The organism is Streptomyces sp. NPDC004266 (genome assembly GCF_042874095.1).
Lineage (GTDB): Bacteria > Actinomycetota > Actinomycetes > Streptomycetales > Streptomycetaceae > Streptomyces.
Genome location: NZ_JBIAMM010000022.1, coordinates 67,618 through 78,981, shown reverse-complemented (window position 1 = coordinate 78,981; position 11,364 = coordinate 67,618). Strand labels below are relative to the sequence as shown.

At 73.2% G+C, this 11,364-nt stretch carries 14 protein-coding genes; 8 read left to right on the top strand and 6 right to left on the bottom strand.

Annotation, left to right across the window (positions count from 1 at the left end; all coding sequences use genetic code 11):
• From ACFYUZ_RS36080 to ACFYUZ_RS36070, 3 genes are all read left to right on the top strand, one after another.
• The coding region (locus ACFYUZ_RS36080) for an acyl-CoA dehydrogenase family protein (RefSeq protein ID WP_132919430.1) at window positions 1-94 on the top strand (94 nt) is incomplete at its 5' end.
• 28 nt (window positions 95-122) lie between these two features.
• Window positions 123-908 (top strand): electron transfer flavoprotein subunit beta/FixA family protein, encoded by a 786-nt coding sequence (locus ACFYUZ_RS36075; RefSeq protein WP_389316477.1) that lies wholly within the window; start codon window positions 123-125, stop codon window positions 906-908.
• Between the two features lie 33 nt (window positions 909-941).
• Window positions 942-1,898 (top strand): electron transfer flavoprotein subunit alpha/FixB family protein, encoded by a 957-nt coding sequence (locus ACFYUZ_RS36070; RefSeq protein ID WP_389316475.1) that lies wholly within the window; start codon window positions 942-944, stop codon window positions 1,896-1,898.
• A gap of 104 nt (window positions 1,899-2,002) precedes the next feature.
• Here the strand turns inward: ACFYUZ_RS36070 and ACFYUZ_RS36065 are convergent, their stop codons facing one another.
• From ACFYUZ_RS36065 to ACFYUZ_RS36045, 5 genes are all read right to left on the bottom strand, one after another.
• Window positions 2,003-2,386: a zinc ribbon domain-containing protein gene (locus tag ACFYUZ_RS36065; RefSeq protein ID WP_093873429.1), complete on the bottom strand. Its 384-nt coding sequence runs from the start codon at window positions 2,384-2,386 to the stop codon at window positions 2,003-2,005.
• A 152-nt stretch (window positions 2,387-2,538) separates the two neighbouring features.
• Window positions 2,539-3,249, bottom strand: coding sequence for a TetR family transcriptional regulator (locus tag ACFYUZ_RS36060; RefSeq protein ID WP_389316473.1), 711 nt, complete (start codon window positions 3,247-3,249; stop codon window positions 2,539-2,541).
• Between the two features lie 114 nt (window positions 3,250-3,363).
• Window positions 3,364-4,125 (bottom strand): SDR family NAD(P)-dependent oxidoreductase, encoded by a 762-nt coding sequence (locus tag ACFYUZ_RS36055; protein ID WP_389316471.1) that lies wholly within the window; start codon window positions 4,123-4,125, stop codon window positions 3,364-3,366.
• Between the two features lie 270 nt (window positions 4,126-4,395).
• Complete coding sequence (gene cynS, locus ACFYUZ_RS36050; RefSeq protein WP_389316469.1) at window positions 4,396-4,866, bottom strand: cyanase; 471 nt, start codon at window positions 4,864-4,866, stop codon at window positions 4,396-4,398.
• Between the two features lie 91 nt (window positions 4,867-4,957).
• A complete protein-coding gene (locus tag ACFYUZ_RS36045) occupies window positions 4,958-5,554 on the bottom strand; it encodes a carbonic anhydrase (protein ID WP_389316467.1) in 597 nt (198 codons plus the stop codon).
• A gap of 83 nt (window positions 5,555-5,637) precedes the next feature.
• Here ACFYUZ_RS36045 and cynR point away from each other — a divergent pair, with 83 nt between their 5' ends.
• From cynR to ACFYUZ_RS36020, 5 genes are all read left to right on the top strand, one after another.
• Complete coding sequence (cynR, locus tag ACFYUZ_RS36040) at window positions 5,638-6,546, top strand: transcriptional regulator CynR (RefSeq protein ID WP_389316465.1); 909 nt, start codon at window positions 5,638-5,640, stop codon at window positions 6,544-6,546.
• A gap of 152 nt (window positions 6,547-6,698) precedes the next feature.
• Entirely contained in the window at window positions 6,699-7,265 is a 567-nt protein-coding gene (locus tag ACFYUZ_RS36035) for a heme-binding protein (RefSeq protein WP_389316481.1), read from the top strand.
• Window positions 7,266-7,871: 606 nt separating this feature from the next.
• Window positions 7,872-8,855 carry a hypothetical protein gene (locus ACFYUZ_RS36030; protein WP_389316464.1) on the top strand — a complete coding sequence of 328 codons (984 nt, stop codon included), beginning with the start codon at window positions 7,872-7,874 and terminating at the stop codon, window positions 8,853-8,855.
• 60 nt (window positions 8,856-8,915) lie between these two features.
• Window positions 8,916-9,110 carry a hypothetical protein gene (locus tag ACFYUZ_RS36025; protein ID WP_389316462.1) on the top strand — a complete coding sequence of 65 codons (195 nt, stop codon included), beginning with the start codon at window positions 8,916-8,918 and terminating at the stop codon, window positions 9,108-9,110.
• A gap of 182 nt (window positions 9,111-9,292) precedes the next feature.
• Window positions 9,293-10,195: a S8 family serine peptidase gene (locus ACFYUZ_RS36020; protein WP_389316461.1), complete on the top strand. Its 903-nt coding sequence runs from the start codon at window positions 9,293-9,295 to the stop codon at window positions 10,193-10,195.
• On the opposite strand, the gene ACFYUZ_RS36015 is transcribed toward ACFYUZ_RS36020, so the two are convergent.
• Window positions 10,155-11,318 (bottom strand): acyl-CoA dehydrogenase family protein, encoded by a 1,164-nt coding sequence (locus tag ACFYUZ_RS36015; protein WP_389316459.1) that lies wholly within the window; start codon window positions 11,316-11,318, stop codon window positions 10,155-10,157. The genes ACFYUZ_RS36020 and ACFYUZ_RS36015 overlap by 41 nt on opposite strands.
• Between the last annotated feature and the right edge of the window lie 46 nt (window positions 11,319-11,364).

The window sequence follows — 11,364 nt, the reverse complement described above, 5'->3', positions numbered from 1 at the left end:
CGTCGAGCGCATGATGCGCGACGCCAAGATCACCCAGATCTACGAGGGCACCAACCAGGTCCAGCGCATCGTCATGGCCCGCAACCTCCCGTAACCACCAGCCCCTCGAAAGGAGACAGGCCGTGACCCTGAAGATCGCTGTCTGTGTGAAGTACGTCCCCGACGCGACCGGCGACCGCGGTTTCGCCGACGACCTGACGACCGACCGCGAGGCCGTCGACGGGCTGCTCTCGGAGCTCGACGAGTACGCGGTCGAGCAGGCCCTGCGCATCTCGGAGGAGTCCGACGACGCCGAGGTGACCGTCGTGACGGTGGGCCCGGACGACGCCAAGGACGCGCTGCGCAAGGCGCTCTCCATGGGCGCCGACAAGGCCGTCCACGTCAACGACGAGTCCATCCACGGCTCCGACGTCATCGCGACCTCCGCGATCCTGGCCAAGGCCCTGGAGAAGACCGGCTTCGACCTGGTCGTCTGCGGCATGGCCTCGACCGACGGCACGATGGGCGTCCTGCCCGCGCTGCTCGCCGAGCGCCTGAGCCTGCCGCAGGTCACCCTGCTGTCCGAGCTCTCCGTCGAGGACGGCCTGGTGAAGGGCCGCCGTGACGGCGACGCCGCCACCGAGCTCCTGGAGGCCCCGCTGCCGGCCGTCGTCTCGGTCACCGACCAGTCCGGCGAGGCCCGTTACCCCTCCTTCAAGGGGATCATGGCCGCCAAGAAGAAGCCGGTCGAGGAGCTGGACCTGGACGACCTGGACATCGACGCCGACGAGGTCGGCCTCGCCGGGTCCTGGACCCTGGTCGACGCCGTGGCCGCCCGCCCGGCCCGCACCCAGGGCACGATCGTCACGGACGAGGGCGACGGCGGCAAGCAGCTCGCCGCCTTCCTCGCCACCCAGAAGTTCATCTGACCCGCCGTCACCCCACCTCAGGAGCAAGGAATCATGGCTGAGATCCTGGTTCTCGTGGACCACGCCGACGGTGCGGTCCGCAAGCCCGCCCTCGAACTGCTGACCCTGGCCCGCCGCATCGGCGAGCCCTCGGCGGTCGTCCTCGGCGCCGGCGAGGCCGCGGCCTCGATCGCCGCCACGGCCGGCGAGTACGGCGCGGCCACCGTGTACGTCGCGGACGGCGCCGAGTTCACCGAGCAGCTCGTCGTCCCGAAGGTCGACGCGCTCACACAGCTGGCCAAGGAGAAGGGGGCGGCCGCCGTCCTGGTGACCTCCTCCGGCGAGGGCAAGGAGATCGCGGCCCGCGTCGCGCTCCGCCTCGGCTCCGGCCTGATCACCGACGCCGTGGAGCTGGAGGCCGGCGACGAGGGCCCCGTCGCCACGCAGTCCGTCTTCGCCGCCTCGTACCAGGTGAAGTCCACGGTCACGCACGGCGTCCCGGTCATCACCGTCAAGCCGAACTCCGCCGCCCCGGAGGCCGCTCCGGCCGCCGGCGCGGTCGAGAACGTCACGGTGGCCTTCACCGGCAACGCCGCCAGGGTCGTCTCGCGCACCCCGCGCGTCTCCACCGGCCGCCCCGAGCTGACCGAGTCCGCGATCGTGGTCTCCGGCGGCCGCGGCGTCGGCGCGGCCGAGGGCTTCGCGGTCGTCGAGAAGCTGGCCGACTCGCTCGGCGCGGCCGTCGGCGCCTCCCGGGCCGCCGTGGACGCCGGCTGGTACCCGCACTCCAACCAGGTCGGCCAGACCGGCAAGCAGGTCTCGCCGCAGCTGTACGTGGCGGCGGGCATCTCCGGCGCGATCCAGCACCGGGCCGGCATGCAGACCTCGAAGACGATCGTCGCGGTCAACAAGGACCCCGAGGCACCGATCTTCGACCTGGTCGACTACGGCGTGGTCGGCGACCTCTTCGAGGTGCTGCCGCAGCTGACGGACGAGATCGGCGCGCGCTGATCCCGTGACGGGCGGGATCGGCATCCGCCGGTCCCGCACCCGAGAAGGAAGGGGCGGGTGGCACTCTGTGCCACCCGCCCCTTCCTCGTGTACGCGCCCGGCGCTCAGTACCAGCCGTCGAGCGGGACCTCCTCGCAGAGCCGCACGACCGGCCTGCGCCCGGCGGAGGCGGTGCCGGAGAGCTTGACCCTGGCCCCGGGACGCACCGCGTGCAGCGGTCCGTCGACACGGCAGCGGACGACGAAGCCCTCCGTCATGTGGACCGGCCAGAGGTCGGCGTCAGCGGCCGCGACCCCGCGCCGTACGGATATCACGCCCTCGCCCCCGCTGAGTTCGGGCGCCAGGTCGGTCGACCCGCAGGTCGGGCAGAGCAGACGCTGGAACGTCGTGGTGTGGCACCAGCGGCAGCGCTGGAAGTACAGCTCGGACTCGGGGGCCGATTCCTCGGCCTGGACGGCGGTCCCGCTCCTCATTCCCGTGTGGAACACGATGCCTTCTCCTTGCACTCGGCGGCTCGACCGTGCATGGAGCAAAGATATGGCACTGAGTGCCATCAAATAAAGACCTGAGTTCCCTCAATTCGAGATACTGAGGACCCCGAGGCCATTCGGTGACCCTCCGGAGATCCTCCGGTGACCCCTCAGCCCTCGCCGAGGCTCGACTCCACCTCGCGCACCACGCGCCACATGGGGGTGGAGCGCTTGGTGATCACCACGACGACGTCCTCGGCCTCCTCGGCCGGGGCGTCCGCCGCCTGGCCGCCGGTGGCCCACGTGGCGCGGACGAACTCCAGGGCCCCGTCGACCTCGGCCAGCGGGTCGCCCTCGCCGCCCGAGCGCAGCCAGTGCCGCAGGGCGTGGTTGTGGGCGGCGACCACGGCCGCCGCGACGACGTTGGCGCGCAGGGTGCCGTCCCTGCGGTCGGCCCAGCGGGTGCGCAGGTAGTCGCCGAGGGTCTTCTCGTACCGCCAGACCACCGACAGCTCGTACGTGCGCAGTCCGGCCACCTCGCGGGTGAGCCGGTAGCGCTGCACGGAGAAGGTGGGGTTCTCGGCGTACATCCGCATGACGAGGCGGGCGGCGTCGCAGACCCGGACGACCGGGTCGTCGGAGTCGGCGCTCGCGGCCAGGAAGCGGGTCATGTCGGCGAGGCACTGCTCGTGGTCGGGGAAGACCACGTCCTCCTTGGACGGGAAGTACCGGAAGAAGGACCGCCGGCCGACGCCCGCGAGCGTGACGATGTCGTCGACGGTGGTCTGCTCGTAGCCCCGCTCCAGGAAGAGCTGGAAGGCCGCGGCGATGAGAGAGTCCCGCATCACGGGCTTCGTGGAGTTCGTCGACGCTGTTCCCATGGCCCGAACCTAACACCCCGATGCCCCACCGCGGCACTAGGTGCCGGAGAAATCCGGCACCGAGTGCTTTCGCGGGGGTACGGAGGCCCCGGGCCGATCCGGCCCGTCAGGGCCTCAGCGGGCGCTCATGCGGAGTGCGCCGTCCATGCGGATCGTCTCGCCGTTGAGGTAGTCGTGCTCGGCGATCATCGTCACCAGCCGGGCGTACTCCTCCGGGCGCGCGAGGCGCTGCGGGAAGGTGACGCTCGCGGCGAGACCGGCCCGCACGTCCTCGCCGAAGCCGGCCATCATCGGGGTGTCGACGATGCCGGGGGCGATGGTGACGACCCGGATGCCGAACTGCGCCAGGTCACGCGCGGCGGTGACGGTCATCCCGGCGACGCCCGCCTTGGAGGCGGCGTACGCGATCTGTCCGACCTGGCCCTCGAAGGCGGCGATGGACGCGGTGTTGACGACGAGACCGCGCTGGCCGTGCTCGTCGGGCTCGTGGCGGGCGATGGCCTCGGCGGCCAGCCGCATCACGTTGAAGGTGCCGAGCAGGTTGACGTTGAGCACCGCACGGAACAGGTCGAGGTCGTGCGGTCCCTTGCGGCCCAGGATGCGGGCGGAGGGGGCGATGCCCGCGCAGTTCACGGCGAGCCGCAGCTCGGCGCCGTCGGCGTCGATCGTGGCGAGCGCCTCGCGGACCTGCTCCTCGTCGGTGACGTCCGCGGCGAGCAGCCGCACGCCCTCGGGCAGCGGCCCGGCGGCGGCCACGGCCTTGTCCAGGTCCAGGCCGTAGACGGTGGCGCCGCGCGCGGCGAGTGCGGCGGCGGTGGCGGCGCCGAGGCCGGAAGCGGCGCCGGTGACGAGAGCGGCGGAGCCGGCGATGTCCATGGAACTCCTCGTTCGTGTCGTGCGGGTGCGACCCTGCCGCCGGGATGGCCGCCGGATCGGGCGCGTGCCCGCGGAGGACCGCGCGGTCCGCGCGATCTGCGCCGCCCACCATAGAACCGTGTGCGCCGCCCCCGGAAGCGGAGGCCGAGCCGAGGGCCGGGACCTCTTCGCGGGGCCGTACGGCGGCGGGGCCGCCCCGGCGCCCCGGGGGCCGGTCACCCGGTCCCCGGCGCCGGGGCGGCCCCGCCGCCGACCCTGCCTGATCCGACGTCAGAAGGGCTTGGTGGGGAGGTACTTGCCGTCGAGGGTGATGACGGCTCGCTCGCCGCCCTCGGGGTCGGCGACCTTCTTCACGTCCAGCTTGAAGTTGATCGCGGAGATGATCCCGTCGCCGAACTGCTCGTGCACCAGCTCCTTGAGGGTGGTGCCGTAGACCTGGAGCATCTCGTAGAAGCGGTAGACGGTCGGGTCCGTGGGGACGGCGCCGTCGAGGGAGCCGCGGGTGGGGATCGTCTGCAGCAGGCGCACGGCGTCCTCGTCCAGGCCGAGGAGCTCGGCGACGGCCCGGGCGGACTCCGCCGGCAGGGCGTGCTGGCCGAGGACGGCGGCGGTGGTGAAGGCGACGGAGAGGCCGGAGGCGTCCGCGACCTGCTGCCAGCTGAGGTCCTTGCGGATCTTGGCGTCGACGGCGGCGATCGCGAGGGCGCGGCGGGCGGTGGGGTCGAACTGGGCGTGCGGCATGGGAGATACGTCCTTTTCTCGTGCGTCCCGTGTCCCGAGGGATTTCTTGAGGACTGCGGGGGTTCTTACGGGTCGGCGGGTTTCCCCGGGGTCAGGCGGCGAGCGCGGTGCTCGCCGGGGCGGGGAGCTCCTCGACGGTGCCGTCGGCGATGTCGAAGACCCAGCCGTGCAGCCGCACCTCGCCCGCGGCCAGGGCGCGGGCCACCGACGGGTGGGTGGCCAGGTTCGCCAGCTGCGCGGCGACGTTCTCGCGGACGAGGGCGGCCACGTCGACGGTCCCGCCGGCGGCAGCGCGGGCGAGGGAGGCGTCGGCGTGCCGCAGCCAGGCGGCGACGGCGGGCGCTGCGCTCAGGTCGTGGCCCTCGGCGAGCGCGGTCATCGCGCCGCAGGCGGAGTGCCCGCAGACGACGACGTCCCGCACGCCGAGCACGGTGACGGCGTACTCGACGCCGGCGGTGACTCCGTCGGCGCCCGGGGTGTGGGCGGGGACGAGGTTGCCGGCGGTGCGGATCACGAAGAGCTCGCCGGGATCGGTCTGGGTGATCAGTTCGGGTACGACACGGGCGTCCGAGCAGCCGATGAACAGCGTGCCGGGCCGGTGGGCGGTGGCCAGGCGGGCGAAGAGGTCGGCCTTGGCAGGGAAGACCTCCCGCTGGAAGCGGGCGATTCCCTCGGAGAAGTGAGGCATGTCCCCACCGTGCACGAGCAGGAGCTATAGCGTCCAAGACCTGCTGTCGATGCCTGCCATAGATGCGATCTATAGTCGACCGTATGCAGCCGGAGCTCCGCCACCTCCGCTATCTGCTCGCCGTCGCCGAGCACGCGAACTTCACCCGCGCCGCCGAAGAGCTCCGCATCGCCCAGCCCACCCTGTCCCAGCAGATCAAGCAGCTGGAGAAGGCCCTCGGGGCGCAGCTCCTGGACCGCACCGGCCGCACCGTGCGCCTCACGGACGCCGGGGAGACCTATGCGCGCTACGCCCGGCGGGCCCTGCGTGACCTGGCGGCGGGCGAGCGGGCGGTGCTCGACGTGCGCGACCTGTCCCGGGGTCACCTCCGGCTGGCGGTCACCCCCACCTTCACCGCCTACCTCACCGGCCCCCTGGTCGCCGGCTTCCACACCCGACACCCGGGCATCAGCGTGGACGTGCGGGAGCTGCCCCAGGACCGCATCGAGGCCGAACTCCTCGCCGACCGGCTCGACCTCGGCATCGCCTTCCACGGCGGGCACCTCCCGGGCGTCGAGGTCACGGAGCTGTTCACCGAGACCCTCGGCCTCGTCGTCGGCCCCGGCCATCCCTTCGCGGGACGGACGGAGCCGGTGCCGGCCGCGGAACTGAGCACCCATCACCTCGCGCTCCTGAACCGGGACTTCGCGACCAGGCTGCACATCGACGCGTACGTCTCCGAGCACCGCGTCCGGCCGGCGATCGCGGTGGAGGCCGACTCGGTGACCGCGCTCACCGAGATCGTCCGGCGCACGTCGCTCGCCACCGTCCTGCCCGACGCCGTCACCCGGGACCACCCGGGGCTGAGCCCGGTGCCGCTCTCCCCCTCGCTTCCGTCCCGTGCCGTCGCCCTCCTGCGGCGCGCGGCCGGGTACCGCAGCGCGGCGGCGGGGGCCTTCACCGAACTGGCGGCGCGGTGGGGGGAGGAGGCGGAGGGTCAACCGATCGGATGACCCCGGGGTCCACCGCCCGGGGCGCCGGGCGCAGCCGGGACGACGACGGACGGCGGCAGGGTACGGCACCAGGATGGAGCACAGAGCGGGCCTCGGCGTCCCGACGGCCCCCGCGGTTCCCCGAGTCCACTGGAGCAGATCCCATGAAGCACGTGAAGAAGGCCTCCTCGCGCACCCGTGTCGTGACCGGTGGCGCGATCGTCGCCGCCCTCGCCCTCGGCGGCTTCGGGGCCTACTCCGCGAGCGCCACCGGCGAGGAGACGGCGGCAGCGCCGGGCGCCGCCACCGCCCAGGCGGACGCCAAGAACAAGAACACCACGCGCTCCACGCACCTGACGATCGAGGCGGCCGTCAAGGCCGCGCGGGCGGCCCTCGACGCGGCCGAGCAGGAGAACCAGCGGGTGTCGGTCGCGGTCGTGGACCGCAACGGCAACACCGTCGTCACCCTGCGCGGCGACGGCGCGGGCCCGCAGTCCCCCCAGTCGGCCGTGAAGAAGGCGTACACCGCCGTCTCCTGGAACGCCCCGACCTCCGAGCTGGCCAAGCGCCTCGCCGACGCGCCGACCCTGAAGGACATCCCCGGCACCCTCTTCCTCGCCGGCGGCGCCCCGGTCACCGCCAAGGGCGCCCCGATCGCGGGCATCGGCGTCGCCGGCGCCCCCTCGGGCGACCTCGACGAGAAGTTCGCCCGGGCCGGCGTCGCCTCCCTCGGCAAGTAGTCCCGGAGAAAACGGACCCCGGCCCGCCCGCAACGGGGGAACGCGGGCCGGCCGGGGTGGCGGGGCCGAGCATGCGCCCGCGGGTGTTCCCGCGCGATCGACTGCGCCGCGCTCCCTGGTCGGCGTGCGGGCCCGAGTCGGCGTGCAGGCGGCGTCGTTCGGGAGGAGCATGGAAAGGGGTGGGAGCGCGCCGTCGGCGCCGAACGGCCCAAGTCCGGGATGTGAGCAGGATGGTTGACCACTCAACGAGCAGTCGGAGTGAGGCCCGGAAGGGAACGGCACACGACTCCCGTGACGGTCGTCGCCACGACGGCCCCCGGCACCGGGTCCGCATCCCCGGCTTCGCACGGCCCGGCACCGAGGGCGCGGAGATCGGACTGGGCGACGCCGTCGCCCGGGTGACCTCGGCGGTGGGAATCCGCCCCTGCGGTGGCTGCGGCCGCCGGGCCGAGGCTCTGAACCGGTGGATGACGATCGGTGGCGGGCCGGACCGCTGAGCCGCCGCGCCCATGTCTCCGGGCACCGTGCGCGACGCCTGCCCGATGGACGGTCCCCGCGAGCGCCCCTCCCCTGACGGCCCGACAGAGTGCGTGTGAGGAGTGACTGATGAACCCCGAGATCATCGACACCGCCCCCGCCGCGGGCCTCTCGCCGGAGACAGACGCCCAGCCCGCTCCGCCCGATCCCGTGCTCGCGGCGGAGGAGCCCGGGTCCGCGCACGACCCCGGCCCCGTGCACGCCGACGAGCCGACCGTCGTCCAGTCGTCCTGCGGCTGCACCGCGGCCCCCTCCCCCGCCGGCGGAGGGGAGGCCGACGACGGCGGCTACGTCTATGTGCTCGGCCGCGTCCGCGCCGTCTTCCCCAACGTCTCGATCCAGCACGAGTTCTTCCAGGTGGCGGGGGCCGACGGCCATACCGACAGCACCGAAGCCGACGCGATGTACCGCGTGCTCTCCGCCCCGGAGAACCGCTATCTCGCCCGGCAGATGTGCTTCGTCCTGTCCGTCCAGGGCGTCGACACCTACATCCTGGAGGCCACGGACCCCACCGGGCTGGACGAGCTGGTGGAGGCGTTGCGCCCGGTGAACGACGCGCGCGACCTCGCCGTGGTGGTCGGCTCGCTCGGACCGGTCGCACCCCCGAGTGCCTGCCAGGGGCTCTCCGTCCCCGTCGTCAGCGTGGTGAAGACCTGGGGCTTCGACCGCAGGGAACTCCTCAGAGCGATCGACCGACCCGAGGGCACCCCCCGCAAGGAGTTCGAGAAGGTCGTCGGAGCCCTGCTCGACCGGCTGCTCCAGCTCAGCGACAACGCCGGCACCGACCCCGTCGGCCGGGTCCTCAACTACCTGACGGTGCGGTGCCAGGAGATGTACCGGAAGACCTACGAGAAGCGCACGGAGGGCTGCGTCCTCTCCTCGGTGGAAGCCGGCCCCTCCCGGCTCAGCACCCGGTCACAGGCCGTCGTCACGGTCGTGTTCTCCTACACCAGCCTCCAGACCAACGTGGTCGAGAAGTACTTCGTCCGCGTGGGTCTCGCCGGGTTCTTCCCCTTCCCGGTGACACCGTTCCAGGAGTACTTCGTCCGCTGACCCGGGCGACGCCGGCCCGGGCGACGGAGAGAAGGAAGAGAGAGAAGGAGGTGAACGGACATGAGCATCCCCGGGTTCGCCGTCGAAGCACCGACGCGCGACACACGGAACGGCGATCTGATCCGTCCTCAGGACGCCCTCTGCGAGCTGGAGTTGGGCCCGGTCTGCCGCAACAACTGCAAGGGCAGCCATGACTACCGCGCGTGCGTGAGGAAGTGCCTGAAGGCGTTCTGCTCGGATGACCGGTGGTGGTGACGCCTGATGGCGTCACCGGATTCGGACCCGCGCACGAGAGTGCCCACGAGAACGCTCGCCCGGCCCCGGCAAGGCCGGGCGACCGGCTCCTCCCCTGCGGGAGTCGCCGTCGAAGCGGGCGACTGCCCGTTCGGCCACCTGTACGCCCACCGGTCCCCCGGCAGGGGCGGAGAGGGGTACGCATGGACCTCCTGGACCTGGTCGGGCTCACGCCGCTCATGGCGCGCACCTCCGGCCGGCCCTCGGTCGTGGTCGGCGTGATCGACGGCCGCGTGGCCCCGAACCACCCCGCCTTCGCGGGCCGTCCGGTCCGGGAACTGCGTCCGGCCGCCAAGGCGTCCGCCGGGACGGGATCCTGCGCCCGCGCGGACGTGTGCTGCGCCCACGGCACCGCCGTCGCCGCGCTCCTCGCCGGGAACCGGGGCGTGTGCCCGCGCTGCACGCTGCTGTCCCGGCCCCTCTTCGCGGATCATCCGGCCGACGGCGGCCCGGCGACCTGCCTGGCCGGCGTACGCGTGGGTGAGCTGGCGGAGGCGATCACGGAGGCCGTCGACGCGGGCGCCCACGTCCTGAACCTGAGCCTGGCCCAGCCCTCGCCTTCCGGTGTCCGCGACCGCGCGCTGGACGCGGCGCTCGGTCACGCCGCCGACCGGGGCGTGATCGTCGTGGTGGCCGCCGGGAACCAGGGCCGGACGGGCTCCTCCCCCCTCACCGACCACCCGTGGGTCGTCCCGGTGGTCGCGTACGACCGCGCCGGGCGCCCCTTGCCCCGCTCCAACCGGGGCGTCTCGATCGGCCGCAACGGGGTCGGCGCTCCCGGCGACCGCGTCCCCGGGGTGGGCCTCGACGGCCGCCCCGTCCTCCTGAACGGTACGAGCGCCGCCGCGCCCTTCGTCACGGGGGCGGTCGCCCTGCTCCGCTCGGCGTTCCCGGACGCCACCCCGGCGGCCGTGCGGTACGCGGTGACGCACGGGCCCGGGCGCCGGCGGTCGGCGATGCCGCCGCTCCTGGACGCCTGGGCCGCGTACACGACGCTGCGGGCGGCTACCGCGCGTGCTTCTGGGCCGTCGCCAGGCCACGGCTGATGACGAGCCGCTGGATCTGGTTGGTGCCTTCGAAGATCTGCATGATCTTCGCCTCGCGCATGTAGCGCTCGACCGGGAAGTCGCGGGTGTAGCCGTAGCCGCCGAAGACCTGGACGGCGTCCGTGGTGACCTTCATCGCCGTGTCGGTGGCGATGAGCTTGGCCGCGCTGGCCTGACGGCTGAAGGGGCGGCCGAGGTCGCGGCGGCGGGCCGCGTCCAGGTAGGTGGCGCGGGCCGCGTCGACGGCGGCGGCCATGTCGGCGAGGAGGAAGCCGAGGCCCTGGTGGTCGACGATCCGGCGGCCGAAGGTGGTGCGCTCGTTGGCGTACGTCACGGCGGCGTCCAGCGCGGCCTGGGCGAGGCCGGTGGCGCAGGCGGCGATGCCGAGGCGGCCGCTGTCGAGGGCGCTGAAGGCGATCTGGAGGCCCTGGCCCTCGTCCCCGATGCGCCGGTCCTCCTCGATGAGGGCGCCGTCCCAGTACGCGGCCGTCGTCGGCACGGCCTGGAGGCCCATCTTGCGCTCGGGGGCGCCGAAGCTCAGGCCCTCGGTGGCGCCGGGGGCGAGGAAGCAGGAGACGCCGTGGCTGCCGGGGGCGGTGCGGGCGAAGAGGGCGTAGAAGTCGGCCTTGCCGCCGTGGGTGATCCAGGCCTTGGTGCCGGTGACGCGGTAGCCGCTGCCGTCGTCCTGGCGCTCGGCCTTGCAGGTGAGGGCGGCGGCGTCGGAGCCGGCCTGCGGCTCGGAGAGGCTGTAGCCGCCGATGCTCCGGCCCTCCAGCATCGCGGGGAGCCAGCGCTCCTTCTGCTCCGGGGTGCCGAAGGTGTGGAGGGGGTGGCAGGCGAGGGTGTGGACGCTGGTGGCGACGCCGACGGCGGCCCAGCGCGCGGCGAGCTCCTCCAGGACCTGGAGGTAGACCTCGTAGGGCTGGCCCCCGCCGCCGTACTCCTCGGGGTACGGGAGGCCGAGGAGCCCGGCCTCGCCGAGGGTGGCGAAGAGCCCCTCGGGATAGGTCTCGGCGGCCTCGTGCTCGTCCACCCGAGGAGAGAGCTCCTTGTCGGCGATCTCCCGGGTGAGGGCGATGAGGTCCGCTGCCTCGGGGGTGGGAAGCAGGCGGTCGACATCCATGGCGACTCCAGCGGCGCGCAAAGTGGTACTGGGAAGGGTACTGCAG

Coding starts and splice junctions, on each gene's coding strand:
- ACFYUZ_RS36070 (WP_389316475.1), top strand. CDS start 942: ATGGCTGAGATCCTGGTTCTCGTGGACCACGCCGACGGTGCGGTCCGC.
- ACFYUZ_RS36060 (WP_389316473.1), bottom strand. CDS start 3,249: ATGGGAACAGCGTCGACGAACTCCACGAAGCCCGTGATGCGGGACTCT.
- ACFYUZ_RS36055 (WP_389316471.1), bottom strand. CDS start 4,125: ATGGACATCGCCGGCTCCGCCGCTCTCGTCACCGGCGCCGCTTCCGGC.
- cynS (WP_389316469.1), bottom strand. CDS start 4,866: ATGCCGCACGCCCAGTTCGACCCCACCGCCCGCCGCGCCCTCGCGATC.
- ACFYUZ_RS36045 (WP_389316467.1), bottom strand. CDS start 5,554: ATGCCTCACTTCTCCGAGGGAATCGCCCGCTTCCAGCGGGAGGTCTTC.
- cynR (WP_389316465.1), top strand. CDS start 5,638: ATGCAGCCGGAGCTCCGCCACCTCCGCTATCTGCTCGCCGTCGCCGAG.
- ACFYUZ_RS36030 (WP_389316464.1), top strand. CDS start 7,872: ATGAACCCCGAGATCATCGACACCGCCCCCGCCGCGGGCCTCTCGCCG.
- ACFYUZ_RS36025 (WP_389316462.1), top strand. CDS start 8,916: ATGAGCATCCCCGGGTTCGCCGTCGAAGCACCGACGCGCGACACACGG.
- ACFYUZ_RS36020 (WP_389316461.1), top strand. CDS start 9,293: ATGGACCTCCTGGACCTGGTCGGGCTCACGCCGCTCATGGCGCGCACC.
- ACFYUZ_RS36015 (WP_389316459.1), bottom strand. CDS start 11,318: ATGGATGTCGACCGCCTGCTTCCCACCCCCGAGGCAGCGGACCTCATC.